The organism is Pseudomonas sp. Pseusp16, from assembly GCF_047324915.1.
GTDB classification, from domain to species: Bacteria; Pseudomonadota; Gammaproteobacteria; order Pseudomonadales; family Pseudomonadaceae; genus Aquipseudomonas; species Aquipseudomonas fluorescens_CD.
The window spans coordinates 1,549,436-1,574,159 of sequence record NZ_CP168522.1 but is presented as its reverse complement, the minus strand read 5'-3'; the positions used below and the strand labels follow the sequence as shown (position 1 = coordinate 1,574,159).

Here is a 24,724-nt window from a genome sequence, read left to right as displayed (position 1 = left end):
GGATTTATGCCCAAGGGTTATTGGATTGGCCGGGTCGACGTCAGTGATCTGCAGGAGTATCAGCGCTACGCCACGGCCAACGCCGTGGCTTACAAAAAGTATGGCGCGCGGTTTGTCATTCGCGCCGGGCGATTCGAAACGGTGGAGGGTCAGAGTCGGGCGCGCAACGTGGTGATTGAATTCCCCAGTTATCAGGCTGCCATCGATTGCTGGAACTCCCCGGAATATCAGGACGCGGCGAAGATTCGTCAGCCCATTTCCGTCATTGATCTGATCATTGTCGAGGGGTATGACGGGCCGCAACTCGATTGAGCCTGGTAGCCGTATCACTTAATCATTCAGAGAGGTCAGCATGGAACTTGGAATCGAAGGGCGTTGGGCACTGGTCTGTGGCGCGAGCAAAGGCCTTGGCAAAGGTTGCGCCAAAGCCTTGGTAGCGGAAGGAGTGAACGTCGTGATTACTGCGCGCAATCCCCAGGCGCTGGAAGACACAGCCGCTGAACTGCGTCTGCTGAACAGCAAGGTCACGGTTAAAACCGTGGTCGGCGACATCACCACCGTCGCCGGGCGCGAAGCGGCACTGGAAGCCTGTCCGGTGCTCGATATTCTGGTGACCAACGCCGGAGGTCCGCCGCCGGGAGACTTCCGCGACTGGACTCGCGAGGACTGGATGGCCGCCCTTGACGGCAACATGCTCACACCTATCGAGCTGATCAAGGCCACCGTCGATAATATGGCTGAACGCGGATTCGGTCGCATTGTGAACATTACCTCGGGTGCGGTAAAAGCGCCGATCGGCATATTGGGGCTGTCCAACGGCGCTCGCAGCGGCTTGACCGGTTTCATTGCCGGATTGGCGCGCCAGCCGCAGCTGGTTTCCAATAACGTCACGATCAACAACTTGCTGCCGGGGCTGTTTGACACCGATCGCCTGCGCGAATCGACTCAGGCCTCTGCCAATGCGGCCGGCCAGGCGCTTGGCCAGGCGCTGGAGAAAAAACGCGGGGCCATCCCTGCCGGCAGGTTCGGTACTGCTGACGAGTTCGGTGCGCTGTGTGCGTTTATGTGCAGCCGCCACGCAGGCTATCTCACCGGGCAGAACCTCTTGCTGGACGGTGGCGCCTATCCGGGGACCTTCTAAGGCGTAGGCCGATTCCCTGAATCCGTGTGCACAGTCGATCGCACTCCTTCATCAGGCTGCTTGACGAAGCGCTCTTATTCTCGCTTTGCTGCCGATCACCAGATGTGATCCTCCCCTATTTATCGAGGCCATTACATGACCATAAATCCGCTACTGCCACCCTTCGCGGGCCAGACCGTTGAAGTCAATTATGACGGACTGGCTGCGCTCAATGACTACGACGAAGATGGCCTGCATATGACTTACACCATTACAGCCGGCGATTCAGCCGGGGCCACAGGAAGAGTCGAATACGATTGGCAAGAAGTTGCAAACGACATTTTCCTCATCTCCTGGCAAGAAGCTGACGGTGCCACCGTGGTACACGTCGACGACTTTGGCGCCCACACCTCCCGTTCGTTTTACACCACGCCGAACCTGGACCTGTATCGTCTTCAAGGAACCCTGAGCAGGGTCTGAACAACAGGGTTCACCGTTAATGGGTTGCCTCATAAAGCAATCGATCATCGTCGCGCCCATAACGTAATATTCCGCGATAGATGGCTGCATGAACGATTGGCACTTGATGCATCTCGGAAATATGGCGTTGTCGGGGGCTGCGCTGCTTTCGACTGAAGCCGTCGCCGCCCCCCCTCTGGGGGCGGCTTGTGATGGTTAGCGGTGATTCGCTATCCGCTGGCCCTGCAAGTCGGATGACGCCACCTGAATATCCTCCGACAACGGCGGCAATTCGTGGCGCAATACCCAGAGCAGGACAGGTTTGGGGAGTACCCTCGAGAGCCGTATAAGCCAGCGCATGGACCAGGGGAAAAGATAATCCCAACGGTTACTGCGCATGGCTTTGAGCATGTATGAAACGGCAGCTGCCTCAGATATCTCCAACGGCGCAGGCATGCCATCGCTTGCAGTCTGAGCCGTTGCAACGAAGCCCGGGTAAAGGGAGAGAAAGCGAATGCCTTTCTCGCCAAACTCTATTCGACAAGTGTCGATAAGCAGGCGTAACGCGCCCTTGGCGGCACAGTATGGCCCCTGGAGAGTAACACCTAGAAAACCCGCCAACGAATTGGTCTGTACGACGAAACCGGATCGTTGTTCACTCATCTGTCTCAGTGCCGGGAACAGGTAATTAACCACTACGTCATAGTTGGATCTCATATAGCCCGTGACTTGCCCGGCATGCATCTTGCGCATGTCCAGCGCCGGTGCGCCACCCGCGTTGAGCACGACTACGTCCAGGCGGCCGTAGAGCGCTACGACCTCAGCAATCACCTTGGCAGCAGCCTGTTCGTTCATGGCATCTGCCGCCCACACATTGCACTTGCCGCTCTGCTCGGTGATCTCGCGTTGCAGTTCAAGGAGCTGCTCCTGGCGTCGTGCGGTAGCTGCCACCAATGCGCCTTCCTGCGCCAAACGTACCGCGAGGCCGCGCCCCATGCCGGAGGATGCACCGACGATCAGAACGACCTTGCCGGCAAATCCACCCTCCTGCCTCGGCGTCGTTCTTCGTAGCCCCCCCAAAAGGACCAGCGCCAAGAGGGAAAATCCAGAACTGACGAGCGCTACGGGCTGAGCATAATCTCCCGCCACCCATTGCGAAGCGACTAACGGCCCGAAGGCGCAACCCAGCAACTGCATACCAGGAACCAGCACGGCAACTCGCCCGGATGGATCCAGACTCAATGCGATACGGACCTGAAACGGCGTGAGTACCAGATAAACGAGGCCGAAAAGACCACTGAAGATCAGAAACGTTTTCGCACCCTGGTCAGCCGAGAAGTACATACCCGCGGCAATTCCTCCCAATAGAACGGCAGCCGTCGCAAGGAGTTTGAATTCAGAGACCCTGCGCACCAAAAGAATGCCACAGCAACCGCCCACGACTTGCATGAACAAAGTGCCCGAAATCATCGCCTGAGCACTCTGCGCATCCAGTCCGGCGTATTTTCCCAAGGGCTCCAGATATGCCCAGAGTGCGCCAATCGCCGAAAGCTGGATGAAAACAACGGCCATCAACAGTAGATGTGAACGCTGCCACGAGAAGCCTTGCGCCTGACCCGCATGGCTGGCCAAAGGCGCCAGTCGGGCAGGCTGCCAGCAAACCAGCAACACCGACGCCAGTGATAGCGCAGCCAGTAACACGAACCCTCCGGAGACGCTTTGCCGAGGCAGGACCCAAAATGCCAGGACTGCCGCAATGATTCCCTGGGCCAGGGTCTGCACGACCATGAACAGGCCTGATACACGGTCCGGGTGAGGCCCGCGAACAATCAGGCTGACGGCCCCCCATAACAGAAGTCCCTCCGTCAATCCCGCCAAGGCACGCACAATCAGAAGTCCGGCGTCCCCTGTCGTCGTAGTCATGATATCCAGGGCAGCAGTAAACACCGCCGCCATGATCGTGATAAAACGCAGGTTCATCATCAGTCGCATCAAGTCGCCGACGATGACCCCTAACCCCAAAGCAACGATCTCTCCCATTGCAACCAGCCCGACGCCTTCGAGCGACAGCCGATTGGCGGCTAGCAACTCTCCGAGGAGAAGCGGTTGCAGGCCTACCATGAGTACCGCCACGGAACCCAGAGTCAGCGCAGCAACAAGATGTTTGCGAGAAACAGCGAACGAGGAGTGCATAAGCTTTATGCCTCTAATTAATTATTCAGTAACCACGGCTTTCAGGTGGAATTTGGCCGTTGGCAAAACACTGCGCCGCCCGCTTCTCGTCTTTCATCAAGCGCCCCGTAGCGATGAAAGTCACCCACCAGGGCAAATAGGTGATTTGAGCTCCTGAGGCCTTGGCCAGGGTGTAGGCTTTAGCGCACTTTTCAAACAATTCAGCATTGAGCGCCATGCGTGTACCCGTGGCCCCCAGACAAGCCGGCACGCCTCTAATCAGTATCGTATTGCCGCCTTTGCGCAAGGATTTGGCCAACTCACGTTCAGTTCCGACTGGCTCACCCATATGCCCCAAATGCCGCGCCTGTTCATCAAACAGAACAGGCATGAAACCGCCAAAATCGGCCAGACAACTGCTGAACTTACCGCCCCCCAGGAGAATTGCTCCCACATCAGGACGCGCCTGATACGTAGCCGCATGCGTCTGCATGTACCCATCCGGGGCAGCAGCCGGGTCAATCTTCACGGGCTCCGCGGCATCCAGTTTTCCCAGCCAGATCCCCTCCTCGCCTGGTATTCGCAGCGAAAGACTGGAAAGAGCAGCTACTTGGCCGATCAGTCGTCGTTGCAAATCCAGCCATTGTTGCCGAAGTAAATCTCTCATTGCGCTGACCTCACACCAGTTTGAAAACGGCGTCGAATCGATCGAGTGCTTCGTCGATGACATCGTCGGTATCGGCCAGGCTCGTATAGATCCGGCTACCCGCCAGAGTAATCAGACCATGAGCGGTATAGGCGGCCCCCATCTCCTCCATCATGTGCTTGCGGGTTTTTGCCTCGTTACGAGCTCGCAACAATTTGAGCGGGTTACTGGTGTCGAGCAACAGCACGCCGGAGGTCTGCAAGTGCACGATGGAGCCTATGTTATAGGCCACATACGGCAAACCTCGACGCGTGATAATTGCTTCCAGCCCCTTGCGCAGCCGGTCGCCGGCACGTCCGGCTACTGCGGGTGCATCCAGGCGCTTCGCTTCCAGCAAGGCGTAATACCCCGCCACGCAAGACAGCGGGTTTGCCGACAGCGTCCCACCGACGAAGGCCCGGCGCGCAGAAGTGCCGATCCCCCCAGCGAGCAGTTGCATGACATCTCGACGCCCACCAATGGCGCCTGCCATCGGGTAACCACCCGTCAGGCATTTGCCCAGCACAGTGATGTCCGGCATGACGTTGAAATACGCCTGCGCCCCGCCCAGGCCGGCACGAAACCCCGTCACCACTTCATCAAATATCAACAGGGCGCCGAATTCGTCACACAACTTGCGCAACTGGCGGTTGAAGTCCGGGTGTACCGGGCGGGTCCCGCTTTCCGGTCCGAAGGGTTCAACCATCACGGCGGCGGTACCACCACGTAGACGGTTGACCTGTAACTTGCGGCGCAACGCATCCAGATTGTTCGGCGGACTTTCCTGAGTATGCGCCGTGGCCCCACGGGGAATACCGACGGCCTCCATGCGTCCGGTACCGGGCAAGCGCATCCCGTAGACAAGCTGATCGCTCCAGCCGTGGTAGGCCCCGCCGATCTTGATGACCCACTTCTTGCGGGTGTAGGCGCGAGCCAGGCGAACAGCAGCCATCACCGCCTCGGTACCGGAACCGAGCAGTCGAACCATGTCCACCCCCGGCATCATCTCGCAGACCAACTCAGCCAGTTTGACCTCGTATTCATGCAGCAAACCGGTGACCGGCCCACACTCATCGAGGATCCGATCAACCTGCTCGCGGATGGCCGGGTGGTTTGAGCCCAACAGAGTCGGTCCACCGGCTTGCAGGAAATCGATATAGCGGTTGCCATCGACATCCGTCAGGTAAGCACCTTTGGCCTGAGAGATGGCGAGCGGAAACGGATGATTGAACGCCAGGTTGTGCTGCACGCCACCGGGTATGACTTTTTTTGCAGCCTCGGAGAGGCGCTTCGAGCCTTGGCAACGCTCGTCGAAATAGCCCATGACCTTGCTCAATGCGTCCCGCTTCAGCGGGCGGATCGGCTGTTTGACCAGTTCATCGAAACGCCGGTACAACGAATCCACGTCGGGCCATTGTGAAACCGCTGGGGCGTTTGTTTGGGGCATGGTGGATGGACGAAGGGGTTCGTTCATGATGAGGTCTCTGAAATATTTTTTGGGTTGACAGCATGAGCCGAGGACAAAGCCAAGGCGTCGATCAGGCGAGCCGCTGCTGTGCTTGATTCCGGCCGGTCTCGAGCCTGCGCGTAGATTCGACTCAACAGATGATCCCGACAGAACGCCTCAAGATCTTCAAGGCGGTCCAGAGTCGTATCGATGTCCGGGCCGCAACAAAGCACGCCGTGATTGCGCATCAGATAGGCGTTGCATTCAGGGCGAATCAACCGCTCCAGCTTGTTCGCTAACCAACGGGTGCCCGAAGGGGCATACCCCACCAGCGGGATACTCACGCCCAGCGATTTCCATAGTTGTGGAGATCCGACTTGCAGCGGTTTGCCCAGCAATGTGCAGGCACTGGCAATTGGTTGGTGGGTATGAATGCTGCAATTGACATCCGGGCGATTGCGCAGAATTTTTGCGTGCAGACCACTTTCCACAGAGGGCGACCGCTCGCCCGATATCTGCACCAGGTCCTTCAAACGCAACACGCAAACGTCTTCGGGGCGCATGGAAAAATAATCCGTCGCCGAGGGTGTGACCGCGATATGAAACGCATCGACACGCAACGCCAGGTTTCCACCGGTCGCAGCAAAGAAGCCGCGCTGCGACAGATGACGCGATAACTCGACTATCTCCTGCTGTACTTGATTCATTGAGTGCTCTCCTGCGATGGATTCAGGCGGCGATAAAGCGGAGCGAGCCGCTTGCGGACCTCCTTGAATGTGGCGAAACGGTCGTCATAAAGGGCACTCGTGTTCCGCGACGGCTCATACAGCCGGTGGGCTCTCTGCAGATTCGGCAGGTCGTGAAACTGTAGTTTTCCAAGGGCCACTGCTGCGATAAACGCGGCGCCTCGGGCGTTGGTCTGGATGGGGTTGTGGGGCTGCTGGATAATGTGACCGGTGACATCGGCCATGATCTGGCACCAGACATCCGACTGGGCACCACCACCGGTAGCCACGATCATCTCTTTTGATCGGCCGAGGAACCGCGAGAACGGCTCCAGCATCCAGCGCGTGTTGAGCGCAACGCCTTCCATGAAGGCTCGAATGATGTCTTCTCGTGAATGCTCGAGTTTCAGATTCAACAAGCCTGCACGCAGACTCGAATCGCCAACGGGAGAGCGTTCGCCGCACAACCAAGGCGTATAAATCAGCCCTCGTGCTCCCGGCGGGACTCTTGCCGCGATGCGATCTAGCAAGGCATAGACATCCGGTTGCTGTTCATCGCTGAGCAGTTCATCGGGGTGGTACAGCACCTTGTCCCGTAAAAACGAAAGGTTCGAGCCCGCGGCCGACTGCATGGCCAACGCCAGGTACCGGCCATTGATCGCGCTCGGCACCGCCGCAATGTGATGACGCACACTGGTTTTCTTGAACGGCACATGGGCCCCCACCCAAGAGGACGTTCCCAAGTACAGGTGCGAGGCGAAATCACTCACCGCAGCACCTACCGCCACGGCTGAGGTGTCTACGGAACCGGCCACCACTTGGGTGTCTCGAGAGAGGCCCAGCGCATCGGCCAGTTCGGGGAGCAGAGGCCCGATGATGTCGGTTGACCCCACCAGTTCGGGCAGTTTGGCAGCGTCGACACCCAGCGCTCGTACCAAGCCGTCGTCGTAGCGAATGCGATGAGGGTCGCGGTTATCCGTGATCCAGGACGTCAGGATCGAATCGCTCGTGGCACAGAATCGACCGGACAGCCGTAAGTTCATGTAATCGAGCACGTTCAGGAACTTGTAAGTTTGCTCATATCGCTGCGGCTCATGATCAAGGACGTACGCCATGTGTCCGGCCGAATCCATGCCGGACAACGAAGCGACGCCCCCGGTCAAACGCAATGAACGCAACAGCTTGAAGGGCGCGTAACCAGACAGGCCAAACCGCCCTGCCCCCATACGACGCTTGACCGCAGCGGCACCGCGCTTATCCAGCCACAGTAACGCGCGCCCAACGGCCACCCCATTATTGTCAACACAGACGGTCCCTTCGCTTTGCGTCGAACAGCACACGGCAATGATCTGCCTGCGCCTGACCGTATCGCTGCCGAGCAGTTCGCTCGCTCCGCGCATAAAAGCGTTCCACCAATCTTGAGGCTCCTGCTCGGCACTCAAACCACTGACATGCAGCGGGACACTGTGGTAGGCCCATGCGCGTATTTCTCCCTCCAGGGAAACCAGCGCACATTTGCAACCAGATGTTCCAAGATCGACCGCAAGGACGAGTTGCTCCAGCCCGGCCGCCGTTTCAGGCGCCCGGGAAAAGGAAAGCGAGTTCATAATCAGTTACTCAGAATTGACGGGAAATCGAAAGGACCCAACGATTGTCGTCTGTCGCCCGCCTGTGCCCATCATCTTCGGCCAGGTACAACTCTCTCGCCCGGGTCGTGGTAGTGACCCAGTCAAGCCCCCAGTCAAAACCCGCCCAGCGGTGCACCAGGCCTACGCCATAGTCTGCGAAATTCGCTTCAGAGAAATTCACGATCTGCTGGTAACCGGCATGCAGCTTCAGCGTGGTGTTCATGCCCAGCGCATACTTGTAATCCAGGTCATAAAGCATGCTGCCGCGGGAGTTGCGATCCCCTTTGGCATAACACTCCAACCCCTTGGCAGGATCATCGCGGAACTGCAGCAGAGTTCCGCAAACGCCTCCGGTATTAGCGCCTCGATAGGTCTTGGAGAGGACCCTGGCGATTCGACCTTCCAGTGCGCCATACCCCAACTCCAACACGGCGAATTGGCTGTTGTAGTTGGTGCTGCGCTCATCTGTCAGTGTGAATGTCTGAGCGTCGAACCGATTGGGTGCCCTGAACTGAGCATTGGGGAACATTTCGCTCGCCAGGCCCAGGCCGAAGTGCCAGGCATCCGGATCGCCAAAACGATAGCCGCCGGCAAGCAGGATCTCGACGCCATCGCCGTTCAGAAACTGCTTCTTGCTGACGGTCGTGAACTCGGCCAGGGCCACCAGCCCGCTCTCATGAGCGACTTGAATGGAAATTTTGGCCCCCGGCCCGTTCAATGAATCGGAGATACCGCGGTTGCGAATGTCAGAACTGACTCGTGCGGTAACGTCTACCGCGTAGCTGGCCATTTCGTCCGCCAACACCAGCGTTGGGGTTGCGCCGGACAACAGCAGGCCCGCCATCATGCAATGGGTGATGTTTGTACGCATGGAACTCTCCCACGAGGAAGGTCAGGTTTACAGTTTGCAAACCGGTGCGGGAGGCAGTTTTTCAACGCGTTCGAATTGCTCCGTCTGACCCAGAATCTCCGAGCCGACGAACGCCCTTACATTGAGATTTCCTTCCTTGACCCGAACGACGCCTTTGTATTTTTTCTGATTGCGCGGGTCATAGACCCACCCATCGCGCCAGGCGTCCTTCTCGTAACGATCCAATTGCATGATCTGGACGCCACAATCGCTGGTTGTCGATGCGACGTCCCTCACCCAAACGATTTGTCCACAAATTGCGCCTGCCTTGGCCGTGCAATCATCGAGCTTGATGATCGCGTCCTTTTCCGCCGTGAGCCAAAGTCCTTTGGCATCCAACGGTCCCGCCGCCGCAAAAATTTTTCCGGTGCACATCAAAGCGAGGGAAAGGAGAAGCAAGTGCCGCGCGTTCATAGTCGTGCCCTGTATTTTTTGTTTTAGAAACACCGTCACACAAACGACGCATCAGCTATGATAGTCATCGCTACACGATAGTTATAACTATCATTCTTCGCTGAATCAACTGTTTTTTCATCCTGCTATCCTTGCCTCTCACTTCTCGTTAAGGGCGCTCATGGCCAAGCTCAAAACCTCCACTCCCCTCTCCACGAACAGCGTTGGAGCAACGGAACACAAAAAGCTGCCAGCACAGCAGCGGGCGACCGAAACCTATGAGCGAATTCTCGTGGCTACGGCTCAGACACTCTGCGATGTCGGAATAGAGCGCCTGTCGACGAATCTGGTATGTGAACGAGCAGGCCTTACCCCGCCAGCGCTCTATCGCTACTTCCCCAACAAATACGCGCTACTGAGCGTTCTAGGCGATCGCTTACTGGAAAAGCAAAACGAATTGGTTGGCCACTGGATCAACCAGGAGCTGCTGACCGGCTCCCGGGAGGTACTGGAAAAGGCCCTTGCGGAACTGATACTGGATACTTATGAAGTAACCCATGCCACCTTGGGTGGGATGTGGATTCTCAAAGCACTTCGAGCAGTACCGGCGCTGGAGCATGTGAGACTCGACTCTCACCGACGTGTCGCCAGCGCGCAAGCCCAAGCGCTGGCCAGCGCTTTCCCGCACGCCGATCCGCAGATGCTTTTGATGGTTGCCCGAGTCGTGGTCGAAATGATCCATGCGACGGTCGAATTGTTGTTCGATGAATCATTGGACGCCAGACAAGTCTGCAGCATGGTTGCTGCGATGATTGCCAGCCATCTGGACCGGATCAGCCCGGTCGCGTCAATGTCATGAAATCGGCAACTCTTGACCTGAGCCCGGCGCGATCGAGCAGGTCGTATTCCTGCAAGGAGATAGGTCGGTCATCGGCGAACCTCAAGTGATCATTGGTCATGGGCGTCCTTGAGCTGGGCGGCTACCTGTCGCGAACAGGACAGACTTTGCGCACGCGGCTAAACACAGGTCGCAACCGTGGCAAGGCAAAACGTCGCCGCCGGTAGTCTGAGGTGACATCCTGGGAGACTTTCAATGACTCGCCGCGCTTACTTGGCCGCTCTGTTGACACTGACTGCATCAACCGCCTTTGGCGCCCCCAGCTACGATCATCTCTATGCTTTCGGTGACAGCTACTCTGACAATGGTGCGGGTGAAACCTTCACTAGAAACTTGGCCACTCAGAAGGTCAAAGATGCACAGGAGCTCCCCGGTTCGTTGTATTGGAAGGGACGCTGGAGCAATGGCCCCACCGCCGTCGAGGACTTGGCTCACGCCTTGAAAACCCCCTTGACCGACTACGGGATTGGCGGTGCCAAGAGCGGCAACGGCAACTACTACGCCTGGATGGAGCCATCTCGCGACACTGGGGTTTTCGGCCAAATCGCCGATCATCTGAAAGCCGCTAAAACACACAAAGCGGATCCGAGTTCGCTCTATTTCATTTTCATCTCAGCCAACGACTTTTTTGAATGGGCCGACTTCTCGCACCCGGAATCGATTGACGTGCTAAGCCACAACAGCGTGGCGAACATACAGAAGGCTACCGAGACGCTGATTGCGGCAGGCGCGAAGCACGTGATGGTCGTGGGGACTACGGATTTGAGTCACGTGCCGGCTGTGGTGCAGGGCAATCAAGTGAAGAATGCAACAGAATACCAGCAGATACTCGAGCAAAAACTGCCAGCCGTACTAACAACACTCGCTAAAGCCCATCACGTCAGCATTAGTTACTTTGACCACCTGGCCTTCAGCAACAAGCTTCGCGCGGCCCCCGATGTTGCGGGTTTGAAGGATCTGGATACCCCGTGCCAAGCCACCTATCCGGACGTCAAGCCCGTGTGTGAAAATCCAGATGCCCATTACTACTGGGATGAATGGCACCCGACCCGCAAAGTCCACACCCTGGCCGCCGAGGCGATGCTTGAAACGTTAAAAGCCAGCCGCTGAGGTTCTCTATCAGGTCATAGCCGGCGAAGGGACTCAGGGCTGCGCGCGCGAATCATTGCCAAGGCCGGGATAGACAGTCAGTCTGAGGCTATCTATCCCTCGCGCTTTAGCCCTTACCAGGATCAGACAGCGTGCCTTAGCAGCTCCACCAATCGCGTATGCAACGCAGGATCTCCACAAGCAACGACACTCCCGCCATTTTGAGCTGTGCTGCCATCCCAGGCGGTAATCACTCCACCGGCACCTTCGATAATCGGTATCAACGCCTGTACGTCGTAGGGCTGCAAGCTAGCCTCGATAATCACATCTACAAAACCTGAAGCCAGCATGCAGTACGCATAGCAATCACCGCCGAAGCGAACCAATTGCGCCTGACTGGCCACGGATTGAAACGCGTCTCGCCGTACAGCTGAATCGAACATATCGGGTGTTGTGCACATCAGTCTTGCTGAGGAGAGACCTTGGCATGGTCGTGTCTGTAGCTTCGTACCATTGCGCCACGCACCATCCGAAGTGCCAATGTAGCGTTCGCCGGTGAAAGGCTGATTCATGACCCCGAGCACAGGGCGCTGACCATCGTTGAGGGCGATCAGTGTTCCCCATAGTGGCAGGCCGGTGATGAAAGCCCGGGTTCCGTCGATTGGATCGAGCACCCAGGTCAGCTCGCTGCTGCCTGTAATTGAGCCCTCCTCCTCACCAAGGATGCCGTGTGCGGGATACCGATCCTGAATCAGTTCGCGCATCGCTCGTTCGGCAGCCTTATCGGCCAAGGTGACCGGATCGAAGACACGACCGCCCTTATCTTCCACATCCAGCTTTGCTCGAAAGTACGGCTGAATGGCTACAGCGGCAGCATCGGCCAGCTGCTCGGCGAAGGCTTGATACTCAGCAGTTTGATCTGCGCTGATGGACATCGTTCATTACCCCGATTTAGCGAAAAGACCTGGATCTTGTCTGAGGAGACTCCTGAGTCCACCTCACCTCATCACACCCGACAAGAAAGGCCCTGGAAGGGCCTTTTGAGTTCAAACCAAATTTACCGGTTCGTCTACAGGGTGTAAGAAATACCGACCTGAACTGTTCTCGGCTCGCCCGGGTAAGCATAGACATTGCCGAAGGCGCCTTCTTCATAGTCCCGGTCGAACACGTTTTTCACATCGAGATTAAGCCTGACCTGGTCATTGATCTTATAGAAGCCGAGCAGATCAACGACGGTGTAACTGCCCATCGAAAACGCCGTGTTAGCCGTCTGGCCCGCACGTTCATCAACGTACCTACCACCCACACCCAAACCCAGCCCTTTCAGATTGCCATCCTGGAACTCGTAAACGTTCAGCAGACTGAAGCTGTTCTTCGGAATATTCATCAGCCGGGTGCCCGACTGAATCACATTGTCCTTGGTAACCTCGGCGTCGACATAGGCATAGCCGCCAATCACCCGCCACTCCGGGGTTACATTGCCTGCCACGTTCAAATCGAAGCCACGGCTGCGCACCTCACCCGCTGCCACACTGAAGGTCGAGTCCACGGGGTCAGTGGTCAGGACGTTACGTTTTTCAATCTGGTAGATCGCCGCGTCAACGCTCAACTGGCGATCCAGGGCTTCCCATTTGATACCCATCTCATAGGACTTGCCCTTTTCCGGTTCAAAGCCGCCACCCTGTCGACTGGCCCCGGTATTGGGCTTGAAAGAGCGCGCGGTATTGGCATAAACGGCCACGGTATCGGTGAGGTCATAAAGCACGCCGATACGCGGCGTCACCGCATTGTCACTCGCCTCCCAGCTTCTGCCACCCGGCACAAAGGTTTCGTAGTCATGCTCGAAACGCTCGAAACGGGCGCCCGCCAAGACCTTCAAACGCTCAGTCAATGCCACCTGATCCTGGACGAAGGCCGCATAGGTCTTGAGGTTTTCCTTGTCGTTGGTCGGCGTGCGGGTCAAGGCTGGACGCGGCTGGCCATACACCGGATTGAAGATATCAATCGGGTAGGCACCGACTGCGCCGCTGGAGCGCTGGATGATGGACTTGTAGTCGTAATCCTCGTACTCAACGCCGGTCAATAATGTGTGATCGAAGCCGCCGGTGGAGAAATGTCCGGTGAGGTTCAGTTGAGTGTCCTTGTCCGTCCACTCCAGCTTGCGGTAATTGAAGTTGCGCCCCAGCGTGCGCCCGTCGGCGGCAACGCCATTTGCTTCAACGGCGTTGCCCTGCAACGTGCCATCGAGCCATTGGAACCCACCACCCAATGTCCAGTTGTCATTGAGGAAGTGCTCGAAACGCAGCTGCGCGATGTTGTTGTCGTTGTGCAACTTGCCGACGTTTTTCTCACCGAAGAACGTATCACGCGACGCGATGCCAATCTGATTCGGATAGTGCGTCAAGCCGCGATCCAGTGGGTGATTGTTGCGCATGAAGTCGCCTTCGAAGATCACCCTGGTGTCGTCGGTGGCTTGCCAGGAAATAACCGGCGTCACGCCATAACGTTCGGTTTCAACATGATCGCGGAAGGTATCTCCGCCCTCTCCTACCACGTTCAAGCGATAGGCCAGGCGTCCTTCTTCGTCGAGCGGGCCGGAGGCATCCAGCGTGCCACGCTTCATTCCCTGGTCGTCGAGTTGGCTGCCCAACGTCACAGTAGACTCAGGCAGAGGCTGCTTGGAAACGACGTTGAACGTGCCACCTGGATCACCCCGGCCGTAGAGCGTGGTCGCGGGGCCGCGCAGTACTTCCAGGCGCTCGATGGTGTTCGCATCCGGCATGTTCGGATAACCACGGTTGATCGGGAAACCGTTGCGATAGAACTCGCCGGTGGTAAATCCACGCACCGTGAAGGTGGTCAGTCCCTGGCCGCCGAAGTTGTTGGCCCGCCCCACTCCGCCGGCATAGTCAAGGGCGTCTTGCAGGCGAGTCGCCCCGATGTCCTCGACAACATCTTTGGTCACCACGCTGATGGACTGCGGTGTCTCGTGAATCGCAGTGTCGGTTCGCGTCGCGCTGGCAGAACGGGTTGCACGGTAGCCCTGCACTGGCCCTTGGGCCGTTTCGTACTCCGAGGTACCGACGATGTCGGTCACCTGCAACTCCAGACTGGTTTTATCGGTTGCCGCTTGCTCCGCCCAAGAGGAAGCGGAAAACGCCTGAAGCACACAGATAGAGACCAGAGTACGACGCATCGAGGAAACCTTGTGAAAATAGCCAAACGGGATGGCATACATGCCAATAATTCGCGGCGCATGGTATATCACATTATTTGCTTTTGATACGTATTCGCACTTGTATTTTTGAAGTGTTCTCGCAGCGCTTCGAGCTCCTGTTTATTCATTCAAAAAAAAAGGTCCCGAAGGCCCTTTGTATTCAAAAAATCACTTGGTCAGCCAAGACTCGACTTTGCAGCCCGGTGTGGGCACAGTCTTTCGCTACATGAGGATGGATGCCTCGTTGAGGCCTAAGGAGAATGCCGTGTTTCCGATCAATATCTGGCTTGCCTATACTGCCGCCTGCTTGCTATTGGTGCTCGCACCAGGCCCGGACAATCTGCTGGCCGTAGGCCGAGGACTCAGTCAGGGCAGGATAGCCGCTGTCGTATCTGGCATGGCATCCGGGGCGGGAATTCTCTTTCATGTGGCAACTGCTTCGCTAGGACTGACTTTGCTTATGCAAACGTCCGCAGTAGCCTTCTGGGTCGTCAAGCTTATCGGCGCCGGTTATTTACTTTGGCTCGGCATCAAAGTACTACGCTCTCGTAGCCTGATTAGCTTCCGGCCAACGACTCGACAATCTCTGCCGAGCATTTTTCTCACGGGATTTCTCTCGGCAGCACTCAATCCAAAGCCTGGTTTTTTCGTACTTGCATTCATCCCGCAATTCGTCGACCCACAACGCGGTTCAGTGAGCGTGCAGATGCTGGTGTACGGCATATGGTTCGCCGTACTTACGGCAGTGGGATTCGCACTCATGGGCGTATTTGCTACTGCACTCTCCCGGTTTTTGCGTCAGAGGCCACGACTGGTGAATGGCCTGAACGTCGGGGCAGGACTCACCTTCGTCGCTTCGGGAGTATCGATAGCGGCGCTCAGCCAAAAATAGGATCAATGCAATGGCGTGCGAGGCTGAAATACCAGCCTCGCTGAGCCTCGGTGATTATGAAAGCTGACGACTTTAAGACTTATCTTTCAGGGCTGAGTGAGTTTTCAACTCTTCGTCAATGAATGCAGAGATCATGGCCCTGTATACCCGCTCCACGACATCAGGTGAGGCACCGGAATCGTTTGCAATTCCGCGCACTTTGCTGATGACCTGTTCAACCCGCGCTGGAGCGCGCACATCATCAGTGGTTTTCTTGAAAGCCGCCGCCTGGGTGACGAGGTTGCCGCGCCTGGCGAGGAGTGCAACCACATCGCGGTCGATGCGGTCTATGTGCTGACGAACTTCTTCGATTGATGTGCAACGTACTTCCATATAAATATCTCCTTCTAAGTAACCGGAATGCGTCAGTTTTTCCGCAGTCGAGAACACATGTCGTTTCTACCCTCAGTCCAAGTCCACAGAGGCAGGAAACGCGACGATGTCATTCTGCATTCAACCGGGTCGTGAAATACCGTGATGACGCAGTTTGCGATAGAGCGTATTGCGGCTGATCCCTAGGCGGGCGGCAACATGGGCGATATGCCAGTGTTCCGCCTCAATCAACGTTAGCAGCGTCTGCCGTTCGGATACTCCAAGCGGATTTTCGGCCAGCGCGGCTGTCGCTGGCACTGCCGGCAGCAACTCCGCCAAGTCGTCCAGAGTGACACGCCCCTCCAACGCCAACGCTACCAGTGTGCGCAAGCACGTACGCAACTGCCGGACATTGCCTGGCCAAGGCTGCTTCAGCAAGAGCTCTCTGACGCCCGCCTCCAGTCGAATCCTTGCACCTTTTGTCTCTTCGCGCAGCAGAAGGTCGAGCAAACGGCCCTTGTCTGAACGCTCACGCAACGGCGGGAGCTGCACGGCGAAGCCAGCAATGCGATAAAAAAGATCTTCGCGAAAGCGCCCTTCGGCCACACAGGCCTGCAGATCCTGGTGGCTGGCACTGATAAGGCGTACGTCTAGCGGACGTGCCGTTGCGCCACCTAGCGGCACCACCTGACGTTCCTCCAGCACGCGCAGCAGGCGAGTCTGTAACGCCAGTGGCATATCGGCGATTTCATCGAGAAATAGAATGCCGCCATGGACCTGCTCCAGCTTACCGATCATCCCGTCCTTGCGTGCGCCGGTGAAGCTGCCGCCGCGATAGCCGAACAGCTCGCTCTCGATCAACGTTTCTGGGATGGCCGCGCAATTGATCGCCACAAACGGCTGGCTCGCTCTGGAGCTGGCGCGATGCAGCGCCGCAGCAAAAGCTTCTTTGCCGGTACCGGTTTCGCCCTGTAAAAACACCGGAACGTCACGCTCCAAAACACGCAATGCGCGAGCAAAACCGCGTTGCAGGCGCGGGTCTTCCAGACACACGTGTACGTCGTTGATTATGGGAGTTGGGGGAATGACCAAGGGCGCCTGGTGCGCGGGTTCTCGCAACTGTCCGTAGAGCAGGCGTCCGTCCACCAGCCGCATTGGCCAACAGACACTCGGCTGAGCGCTGGCCTGACTCATCACCTGATCAATAGGGGTTTCCAGCAGTATCGTCAGAGATTGCCCAACCACCTGGTCACGGCTGAGGCCCAGCAGATCCAGCGCAGCATGATTGATTGAACAGATACGGGCACTCTCGTCGAAACTGAGCAGGCCTTCACCCAGCAGCCCAACGAAGCCAGCCTCAGGGTGGAAGCGCAGCAAGTATCGCTGCGGATCATGCCCCAAGAAAAAACAGCTCTCGATCAACTTGGCTGACAGGTTGGTCAATGCCATGGCCTGGAAGTGTTGCTGAAGACTGTGGTCATCCCTCACAGAAGAGAGATTGAGCACGGCTAGCAACTCACCACTCGCATCAAATATCGGGCTCGCCGAACAGGTCAGACCGACGTGCTTGCCACGGAAATGCTCATCACGGCGGATGGTTACGTGCTGTCGCTCGACCAGGCAGGTGCCGACACCGTTGGTGCCCTCACAATCTTCACTCCATACCGAGCCGAGCCACAGCCCGGAACGCTGAAACTCCGCTCGTTCGGATTCGTTAAACACACTGTCGATCGCCACACCGCGAGCATCGGTGAGTAGCACCACGTGGCCATCACGTCCGAGTTGTTGGTGCAAGTTGCTCATCTGCCAATGCGCCACAGCGATGATGTGTTCCAGTGGCGCGCGATGATCCTGCAAGCGTGGATGCTCAACCACGTTAGGTGCGCGGCGACTGGCAGGATCGAGCTGATACTGATCCAGGCACCGGCGCCAGGATCGTGTGATGGCCAGGTCAGCAGTAGGGCTGTGGCTGGCGATAGTGCCCTGCACGGCTTGTAGCACTTGCTGTGCATGGGCGTTGATCAAGGCCGGCTTCATTGTTCTTGTTCTCCGCTACGGTCAGGACACGGGTCTGTTCGCAGCTTATATGAAAAGATCGCAACGAGCGCTTTTTGCACCGGGTGACACTCTGTCATCCACCATTCCCGGAATCGTGACATAGATCCGAGTCAAAGCCTGAGCAGTACTGCAGCAGCCGCTCTGCACCGGGGCTTTCATGAAGATGGCCCGGGCCTTGCTCTGGGGCAAGTTGTTACAAAAACAACAAGATCGGGAGAAGCCCCATGAACATCGCTGTTGAAACACCTCTGCACACGCCAACTGCTCAGCTCGCGGCTTGGGTCGAAAGCCTCAACGAGCGTCTCGTCCAACGTGATTTGGACGGCGTACTGGAACTGTTTGCCGAAGAGTGTCACTGGCGTGACCTGCTACTTTTCAGCTGGAACCTGGTGACCTTGGAAGGCAAGCCTGCCATCCGAGACATGCTCGAAACACGCCTCGACCAGACTCGTCCTGAGCGATGGAAACTGGAGGGTGAGGCGACGCTGAATAATGGTGTGCTCGAAGGCTGGATCAGCCTGGAAACCGATGCGGCGCGAGCTAAAGGCTACGTGCGTCTAAAGGAGGGCCTGTGCTGGACGCTGTTGACGACCATGCGCGAGCTCAAAGGCTTTGAAGAACCCAGCGGCCGCCGTCGCCCAATGGGTGCCAGTCATGGTCACGCCCACGCCGACAAACGCAACTGGCTGGAGCGCCGTCGTGATGAAGAAGCTTCGCTAGGCATCACCACCCAACCTTACTGCCTGATCGTAGGCGGCGGCCAGGGTGGGCTGGGGCTCGCTGCGCGACTCAAGCGAATGGGCGTGCCAACCCTGATCGTCGACAAAGCCGAGCGTCCTGGCGATCAGTGGCGCGGTCGCTACAAGTCGCTGTGCTTACACGACCCTGTCTGGTACGACCATATGCCTTACCTGCCCTTCCCCGATCACTGGCCGGTCTTCACCCCAAAAGACCAGATTGGCGACTGGCTGGAAATGTATACCAAAGTCATGGAGCTCAATTATTGGCCGCGTACAGAATGCGTGAACGCCAGCTTTGACGAGCAAAGTGGCACCTGGAAGGTTGAAGTGCAGCGCGATGGCGAGCGTGTGACTTTACAACCGACCCAGTTGATCCTCGCCACCGGCATGTCTGGCGTACCCAATGTTCCTGGTTATCCGGGTGCCGAGGTTTTCAATGGCCAGCAGCATCATTCCAGCCGCCATCCCGGTGGAGACGCCTGGAGCGGCAAGCGCGCGGTGGTCATCGGTGCGAACAATTCGGCTCACGACATCTGCGCCGACTTGGTGGAGAACGGCGCCGAGGTGACCATGGTGCAACGCTCCAGCACCCACATCGTGCGTTCCGACAGTTTAATGGATCTCGTCTTCGGCGGGCTCTACTCTGAAGACGCCCTGGAGACGGGTTTGACCACGGACAAGGCTGACATGCTGTTCGCCTCGATCCCCTACAAGGTTATGCCAAGCTTTCATCAACCCATCTTTGACGCGATCAAGGAGCGTGACAAGGATTTCTACGAGCGCTTGGCCAAGGCCGGCTTCATGCTCGATTTCGGTGACGACGAGTCTGGCCTTTTCATGAAGTACGTACGCCGTGGTTCTGGCTACTACATCGACGTCGGCGCCTCCGAACTGATCGCTAATGGCACGATCAAGCTCAAGAGCGCGCCTGGTCTGGGTGTCGAACGCATCGAAGCAGATGCCGTCGTACTCAACGATGGCAGCCGACTACCGGCAGATCTGATCGTCTACGCCACGGGCTATGGCTCAATGAATGGTTGGGCGGCGAAGCTGATTTCCCAGGAAGTAGCTGACAAGGTCGGCCGCTGCTGGGGCTTGGGTTCTGGAACCACGAATGATCCTGGCCCGTACGAGGGCGAACTGCGGAACATGTGGAAGCCAACACAGCAGGAAAACCTCTGGTTCCACGGTGGCAACCTGCATCAGTCACGGCATTATTCGCTGTATCTGGCACTGCAGTTAAAAGCGCGCTTCGAAGGTATCGACACATCCGTCTACGGTCTTGCCGAGAGTCACCACACAGGCTGAGTCAAATGGCGCCCAGCCGTGGTTGGGCGCCTCTCCACAATGCCCCGGACGCATTCCGGATGAAGCGCCGCAGGAGCTCGAACAGAATGTCGGCGATGCTGTATTTTTGATCGAAGAGTTTGTCGGCAATACGCGCTGCCTAGTCCTATCAAAAAAGCCTCAAATTGCGGATCGCATAGACGAGCTCACAGAAACCTGGAATAGCGAACAGCACGTCAGCGCCGAGGACAAATGAGGAAGCACCTATGCATCAAACCTAGGGCCCGCGATGAAACTCGTAAGGTTGATCCGCCACGCGGAGAGCTCCGCTAACGCCGGTCTAGCCACGGCAGCACCGGACTCAATACCACTGACTGAAAACGGTCTGCATCAAGCTCGTGAACTTGCTGAGTCCATAACGTGCACGCCCGACCTGATCATCTCATCCCCCTTTGAGCGCGCTATCGCAACCGCATTACCAACCACAGGGTGCTTCCCTGACGTGTCATTCGAAGTGTGGCCGGTCGAAGAATTTACGTATTTGAGCCCAAACCGCTTCGCCGGCACTACACAGACCGACCGTAAACCACATGCGGAAAGCTATTGGAAAAATGGTGCCGCGGAGTTTACTGATGGGCCTGGCGCTGAGTCGTTCGATCATCTGCTCGAGCGCGCAGATGCGATGCTGGCCAAGCTTGCGGATCACGATGCTCAGAACATCCTGGTCTTTAGCCATGGGCAATTCATCAGAGCTGCCGCTTGGCTGATCAAGCACGGAAGCCACGCTCGTTCATACGAACTCATGCGTGAATTTCGAGCTCACGATGTGAGGAAACCTTTTAGAAATTGCTCGAGTTATCAGCTTGTGTTTAGCGACGGCAGATGGATAGTTGAATGGCAGATCGACTCTACTGATCAAGAGAGATTTAGCGACGAGTTCTGCACAAGCGAACGTTCTCGGTGACACCGTTTTAGCCAAGCTTCGCTGTCTCGCCAGCAAGCCCGGAAGCTTCGGTGTAACGTAATTTTGTGCATCGTAACAATCGCAACGTTACACATAGAAAATTGCGTTACAAGCCAACAAACTCGGAGTCAAGAGCTCAAAACTATCATTCAAATCCGACTGCGTAACTGGCTCAATGGTACCTCAATGTTGCGCTCTCCCCTCCCGGAAAATCTAAGCAAAGCCTGGCCTTGCCCAAATGAGCGATAAAACGACCAGCGTCTCTTTTGAATGAAGCTAATGACGAAACTCAAAAGACAACTCCTCTCTCCAGTCGACCGATCAGATCGAGGACTGCTTCTGTCTCTACTCTCGTGCCCAGCATTTCCAAGGAACACCTCGAACCCAGTCCTTGCACGGGTTACTTCATACTCGCTCATGACCTGAGCCAGATAACCACCTCCAGCTCACGGTTTTGAGGTTTCCACATCACGAGCAATCGTAAGCATAGGTATTCATTGGTTTTTTTTGATTTCGTGCTTGACGCCTCAGCCGTAAAAGACGTTTAATTCCGCCGCGGCCCAGATAGCTCAGTCGGTAGAGCAGGGGATTGAAAATCCCCGTGTCGGCGGTTCGATTCCGTCTCTGGGCACCATTATTTCTAAACCCCTGACTCCTTATGGTTTCAGGGGTTTTTTATTTGCGGGCACCGCAGCTGTTTGTAAACACACTATCTATCCACCCCCTTTAAGAGCGCGTGCATTTAAGTCTCCGATTCGAGGGCTTAGTGCTAGGCGTCCTGCTACGCTGGCCCCTTTCATGAACGCCGGTTCAACAGGAGGGCTGCGATGGATCTGAAGTTCAGTCACGTAGATGTACTGGTCAAGAATCTCGACGAAGCCAGTGCTTACTACGCACAGATACTAAACGCCAGGATCTCCAAAACGCTCGTCTGGGAACGAGGTGGTCTGCACGTGCGCTATGCGATTGCGCTGATTGGCCAAGAGCGTTTCATGTTGGTACAGCCGTTGGCGGGGAACTTGAAAGAGTTATTGGATTCGTCGGGTGAAGGGATGATTTACCGCCACTGCTACTCGACACCGGACATCGAGAAAGCCTATGACGAATTGATGGCCGCAGGTGTTCAGCCAGAAGACGAAAATGGAAAGCCATTGGCTCGTGCGAACCTGCAATCCCCGTCTGGGGCACGCATCATTTGGTTGCCCAAACGCTTCGGGCACTTCTCTATTGAGATACTGGAAGATAAAGCGCTGGAGGCATTTATCGAGGCTGCGTTTTCCTAAGAAAATTCTGCAGTGGGCGTGGGCGTCGTGAGTACAATGCGCGCCCTTAATTTGCTAATGCTTTCCAATGAAAAAACTGCTTTCCGTAGTAGCGCTGCTGACCTTCTCAGTAATCACCCCCGCCTTCTCAAGCCCTCCATCGACCTTTTCCGAAGCCAAGGTCATCGCCAAGCAAAAGATCTACCTCGACCAGGCGAACAGTGCCATGGGCGAGCTGTATTGCGGCTGCAAATGGACATGGGTAGGTAAGTCAGGTGGCCGGATTGATGCTGAGTCTTGCGGCTATCAAACCAGGAAACAACAGAGCCGCGCGGAACGGACTGAATGGGAACACATCGTTCCTGCCTGGACATTCGGTAACCAACGCCAATGCTGGCAGAACGGTGGCCGAGAACATTGCGTGGATGATGATCCCGTATTCCGAGCGATGGAAGCTGATCTGTTCAACCTCTACCCATCTGTCGGGGAGGTAAATGGCGACCGCAGCAATTTCAATTACGGGATGGCCTCTGGGGTAGCGCCGCAGTATGGGCAGTGCAAGACGCGGGTTGATTTCGATCAACGTGCTGCGGAGCCGCGTGACGAGGTCAAAGGGTTGGTCGCGAGGACAACCTTTTACATGTTCGACAGATACAAACTGAGTATGTCTCGTCAGCAGCAACAGCTACTGATGGCCTGGGACAAGCAGTACCCGGTGTCGTCTTGGGAAAAAGAGCGGGATCGACGCATTGCAGCAATCATGGGGCACTCCAATCCATTTGTAACTGGCGAGCGTCAATGGTCACAAGGGTACAAGGCGGTTGGTGATGGGGTAGTTAGCGCCATTCCTGTTAATCCTCCGCGAGTAGCCGCCCAGCCAACCCTAGCAAGCGCGACCGGAGTAGGTTCGATCATTGGCAACCGAAAGAGCCAGGTCTACCACCTCTCTATGGGGTGTCCTGGTTATGGTCAGGTGTCCGAAAAGAATCAGGTTTCCTTCACCTCAGAATCTGAAGCTCGGGCAGCGGGATATCGAAAGGCAGGCAACTGCAAGTAGCGCGATCTTGTATTGGCGGAACGCTATGGGGGTTTCCGGCTCGGTAAAGCATTATGTCGAGCCGGGCCTCACGGGCCCAAAGGAGCGATAGCAACAATCAGCGTCAGCTTCCACTGCCAGGTGTGGCGCGATGAAGCTCAAACAACCACTCCCCTCTCTAGTCGACCGATCAGATCGAGGACAGCTTCAGTTTCTACTCTCGTCCCGAGCATCTCCAAGGGCCGTTTCGAACAAAGCCCTCGAGATTGTCAATCAACAGTGCTGTACGACTCGCGTTCTATATCGTCTACCAAGGAAGCGCGCGCAAATCGCATTTGATATTCGCTCGGCGAGAGACCGGTCTTGCGCTTGAACAGCTGCCGAAATGTGCTGACGTCTCCATAGCCGACGCGCTGGCTGACCTCATCGATGCCGATGGGCCTTGATTCCAGCAACTGTTTAGCGACTTCGATGCGCAGGTTCTGCAGATACGCCAATGGCGCCAGGCCTACTGCTTGCTTGAAACGCCGGTTAAGCGTCCGTTCACTAACAGCGAGCCAGGCGGCGAGTTCACTCAGCAGAAACCTCTGCTGAAGTGTCGTCTCCATGCGCTGTTGAGCTCGCGCGACGAGCGAATCGGAATGCCCGTGTTCGTCGAGAAGCTTCGCGTAAGAAACCTGAGAAGTCCGGTTCATGTCGATAAATAGCGACTTGGCGGTCATCGCGGCAAACTTCTCACCGGCGAACATTTCGACCAGCCGCACGGCGAGGTTGAGATACGATGTCACTGAACCACCCGAGATAATCCCATCTTGCCCGGTCAGGACTTCCCAGGCCCGAAGTTCGACACGCGGATAGCGTCGGGCGAAATCAGCCGCCTTGGCCCAGTGTGTCGTAGCGACTCGGCCGTCCAGCAAGCCTGCCTCGGCAAGCAGGTAGTTGCCGGTGCAGTATGTGGCCAGTACGGCGCCCGCCTTGTGTTGATGCCGTAGCGCCGAAGACAGCGCATTCAACTGCTCATGGCGGCCGATGAACTCATCCATGTTCGAAACAAACGGGGCTGTCAACAGAACGGCGTCTGCGCGTTTGCGTGGATCGATTTTGCCGTCCACCGAAATGCTTTGGCCCGACGCTGCCTTTACCGCTTGTCCGTCAAGCGATTCCACGCTCCATGCGAACATGGGTAAAGCGCCGGGCCTGCCCGCAGCCTCGCGCGCAATAAGATGATTGGCGGCGCTGAGGACGTCGATGGGGCCCGCGACGCCGGATGCCAGAATTCCGTCGTAGACCCAGATCCGGATTGTGATCATTTCCGTGAATGTCTTAAATTCCTCGAATAATGGCAATGCTGCCACTCCCTGGTTGTCTCGTAAAGCCCGATGATTACCAAA

23 protein-coding genes, 1 tRNA gene and 2 pseudogenes are annotated in these 24,724 nt (G+C 56.7%); 12 read left to right on the top strand and 14 right to left on the bottom strand.

The genetic code is table 11. The features are described from left to right. Positions 1-6 precede the first annotated feature (6 nt). The 3 genes from ACEN8Q_RS06900 to ACEN8Q_RS06890 all read left to right on the top strand — a co-directional run bounded on the left by ACEN8Q_RS06900 (position 7) and on the right by ACEN8Q_RS06890 (position 1,600). Positions 7-312 carry a DUF1330 domain-containing protein gene (locus ACEN8Q_RS06900; RefSeq protein WP_413424332.1) on the top strand — a complete coding sequence of 102 codons (306 nt, stop codon included), beginning with the start codon at positions 7-9 and terminating at the stop codon, positions 310-312. Between the two features lie 40 nt (positions 313-352). Beyond that, entirely contained in the window at positions 353-1,141 is a 789-nt protein-coding gene (locus ACEN8Q_RS06895) for an SDR family oxidoreductase (protein WP_413424330.1), read from the top strand. A 135-nt stretch (positions 1,142-1,276) separates the two neighbouring features. Next, on the top strand, positions 1,277-1,600 hold the full coding sequence (locus ACEN8Q_RS06890; protein WP_413424328.1) for a MoaF-related domain-containing protein: 324 nt from the start codon (positions 1,277-1,279) through the stop codon (positions 1,598-1,600). A gap of 195 nt (positions 1,601-1,795) precedes the next feature. On the opposite strand, the gene ACEN8Q_RS06885 is transcribed toward ACEN8Q_RS06890, so the two are convergent. From ACEN8Q_RS06885 to ACEN8Q_RS06855, 7 genes are read right to left on the bottom strand one after another with little or no spacing between them, the layout of a single operon-like run. After that, on the bottom strand, positions 1,796-3,772 hold the full coding sequence (locus ACEN8Q_RS06885; protein ID WP_413704797.1) for an SDR family NAD(P)-dependent oxidoreductase: 1,977 nt from the start codon (positions 3,770-3,772) through the stop codon (positions 1,796-1,798). A gap of 25 nt (positions 3,773-3,797) precedes the next feature. Then, positions 3,798-4,418: a hypothetical protein gene (locus tag ACEN8Q_RS06880; protein ID WP_413424324.1), complete on the bottom strand. Its 621-nt coding sequence runs from the start codon at positions 4,416-4,418 to the stop codon at positions 3,798-3,800. Between the two features lie 10 nt (positions 4,419-4,428). After that, on the bottom strand, positions 4,429-5,910 hold the full coding sequence (locus tag ACEN8Q_RS06875; RefSeq protein ID WP_413424322.1) for an aspartate aminotransferase family protein: 1,482 nt from the start codon (positions 5,908-5,910) through the stop codon (positions 4,429-4,431). Beyond that, positions 5,907-6,590 carry a class II aldolase/adducin family protein gene (locus ACEN8Q_RS06870; RefSeq protein ID WP_413424320.1) on the bottom strand — a complete coding sequence of 228 codons (684 nt, stop codon included), beginning with the start codon at positions 6,588-6,590 and terminating at the stop codon, positions 5,907-5,909. Before ACEN8Q_RS06870 ends, ACEN8Q_RS06875 begins: the two co-directional genes overlap by 4 nt. Beyond that, on the bottom strand, positions 6,587-8,215 hold the full coding sequence (locus ACEN8Q_RS06865) for a xylulokinase (protein ID WP_413424318.1): 1,629 nt from the start codon (positions 8,213-8,215) through the stop codon (positions 6,587-6,589). The genes ACEN8Q_RS06870 and ACEN8Q_RS06865 overlap by 4 nt, the downstream gene beginning before the upstream one ends. A 10-nt stretch (positions 8,216-8,225) precedes the next feature. After that, positions 8,226-9,107 (bottom strand): TorF family putative porin, encoded by an 882-nt coding sequence (locus ACEN8Q_RS06860; RefSeq protein ID WP_413424316.1) that lies wholly within the window; start codon positions 9,105-9,107, stop codon positions 8,226-8,228. A 27-nt stretch (positions 9,108-9,134) separates the two neighbouring features. Continuing rightward, entirely contained in the window at positions 9,135-9,560 is a 426-nt protein-coding gene (locus ACEN8Q_RS06855) for a DUF2147 domain-containing protein (protein WP_413424314.1), read from the bottom strand. A 160-nt stretch (positions 9,561-9,720) separates the two neighbouring features. Between ACEN8Q_RS06855 and ACEN8Q_RS06850 the strand changes: the two genes are divergently transcribed. Next, positions 9,721-10,398, top strand: a complete 678-nt coding sequence (locus ACEN8Q_RS06850; protein WP_413424312.1) for a TetR/AcrR family transcriptional regulator — start codon at positions 9,721-9,723, stop codon at positions 10,396-10,398. Positions 10,399-10,632: 234 nt separating this feature from the next. Next, positions 10,633-11,547, top strand: coding sequence for an SGNH/GDSL hydrolase family protein (locus tag ACEN8Q_RS06845; protein WP_413704796.1), 915 nt, complete (start codon positions 10,633-10,635; stop codon positions 11,545-11,547). Positions 11,548-11,669: 122 nt separating this feature from the next. On the opposite strand, the gene hisN is transcribed toward ACEN8Q_RS06845, so the two are convergent. Continuing rightward, entirely contained in the window at positions 11,670-12,461 is a 792-nt protein-coding gene (gene hisN / locus ACEN8Q_RS06840; RefSeq protein ID WP_413704795.1) for a histidinol-phosphatase, read from the bottom strand. A 134-nt stretch (positions 12,462-12,595) separates the two neighbouring features. After that, positions 12,596-14,722: a TonB-dependent siderophore receptor gene (locus ACEN8Q_RS06835; protein WP_413704794.1), complete on the bottom strand. Its 2,127-nt coding sequence runs from the start codon at positions 14,720-14,722 to the stop codon at positions 12,596-12,598. 286 nt (positions 14,723-15,008) lie between these two features. On the opposite strand from ACEN8Q_RS06835, the gene ACEN8Q_RS06830 reads away from it, so the two are divergent. Continuing rightward, complete coding sequence (locus tag ACEN8Q_RS06830) at positions 15,009-15,635, top strand: LysE family translocator (RefSeq protein ID WP_413424304.1); 627 nt, start codon at positions 15,009-15,011, stop codon at positions 15,633-15,635. Between the two features lie 72 nt (positions 15,636-15,707). Here the strand turns inward: ACEN8Q_RS06830 and ACEN8Q_RS06825 are convergent, their stop codons facing one another. Both ACEN8Q_RS06825 and ACEN8Q_RS06820 read right to left on the bottom strand, forming a co-directional pair. Then, entirely contained in the window at positions 15,708-16,007 is a 300-nt protein-coding gene (locus ACEN8Q_RS06825; RefSeq protein ID WP_413424302.1) for a chorismate mutase, read from the bottom strand. 120 nt (positions 16,008-16,127) lie between these two features. Continuing rightward, the gene (locus tag ACEN8Q_RS06820; protein ID WP_413704793.1) at positions 16,128-18,023 is read right to left on the bottom strand and encodes a sigma-54-dependent Fis family transcriptional regulator; all 1,896 of its coding nucleotides are present in this window, start codon (positions 18,021-18,023) and stop codon (positions 16,128-16,130) included. Positions 18,024-18,268: 245 nt separating this feature from the next. On the opposite strand from ACEN8Q_RS06820, the gene ACEN8Q_RS06815 reads away from it, so the two are divergent. The 3 genes from ACEN8Q_RS06815 to ACEN8Q_RS06805 are packed head-to-tail and all read left to right on the top strand — an operon-like array spanning position 18,269 to position 21,035. Further along, positions 18,269-20,092, top strand: coding sequence for an NAD(P)-binding domain-containing protein (locus ACEN8Q_RS06815; protein ID WP_413424298.1), 1,824 nt, complete (start codon positions 18,269-18,271; stop codon positions 20,090-20,092). Positions 20,093-20,114: 22 nt separating this feature from the next. After that, positions 20,115-20,327, top strand: a complete 213-nt coding sequence (locus ACEN8Q_RS06810) for an AbrB/MazE/SpoVT family DNA-binding domain-containing protein (RefSeq protein ID WP_413424296.1) — start codon at positions 20,115-20,117, stop codon at positions 20,325-20,327. 33 nt (positions 20,328-20,360) lie between these two features. After that, the gene (locus ACEN8Q_RS06805) at positions 20,361-21,035 is read left to right on the top strand and encodes a histidine phosphatase family protein (RefSeq protein WP_413424294.1); all 675 of its coding nucleotides are present in this window, start codon (positions 20,361-20,363) and stop codon (positions 21,033-21,035) included. A gap of 289 nt (positions 21,036-21,324) precedes the next feature. Here ACEN8Q_RS06805 and ACEN8Q_RS06800 read toward each other — a convergent pair. Continuing rightward, a pseudogene (locus ACEN8Q_RS06800) lies at positions 21,325-21,435 on the bottom strand (antitoxin); the annotation flags it as partial. Between the two features lie 158 nt (positions 21,436-21,593). Here ACEN8Q_RS06800 and ACEN8Q_RS06795 point away from each other — a divergent pair. The 3 genes from ACEN8Q_RS06795 (at position 21,594) to ACEN8Q_RS06785 (ending at position 23,354) form a co-directional block, all read left to right on the top strand. Further along, a tRNA-Phe gene (locus ACEN8Q_RS06795) sits at positions 21,594-21,669 on the top strand. 193 nt (positions 21,670-21,862) lie between these two features. Further along, positions 21,863-22,318 carry a VOC family protein gene (locus ACEN8Q_RS06790; protein WP_413424292.1) on the top strand — a complete coding sequence of 152 codons (456 nt, stop codon included), beginning with the start codon at positions 21,863-21,865 and terminating at the stop codon, positions 22,316-22,318. A gap of 67 nt (positions 22,319-22,385) precedes the next feature. After that, positions 22,386-23,354: an endonuclease gene (locus ACEN8Q_RS06785; RefSeq protein ID WP_413704792.1), complete on the top strand. Its 969-nt coding sequence runs from the start codon at positions 22,386-22,388 to the stop codon at positions 23,352-23,354. 137 nt (positions 23,355-23,491) lie between these two features. Here the strand turns inward: ACEN8Q_RS06785 and ACEN8Q_RS06780 are convergent. Beyond that, positions 23,492-23,593 (bottom strand): annotated as a pseudogene (locus ACEN8Q_RS06780) (antitoxin); the annotation flags it as partial. A gap of 9 nt (positions 23,594-23,602) precedes the next feature. Further along, positions 23,603-24,679 (bottom strand): GlxA family transcriptional regulator, encoded by a 1,077-nt coding sequence (locus tag ACEN8Q_RS06775; protein WP_413424288.1) that lies wholly within the window; start codon positions 24,677-24,679, stop codon positions 23,603-23,605. Positions 24,680-24,724 lie beyond the last annotated feature (45 nt).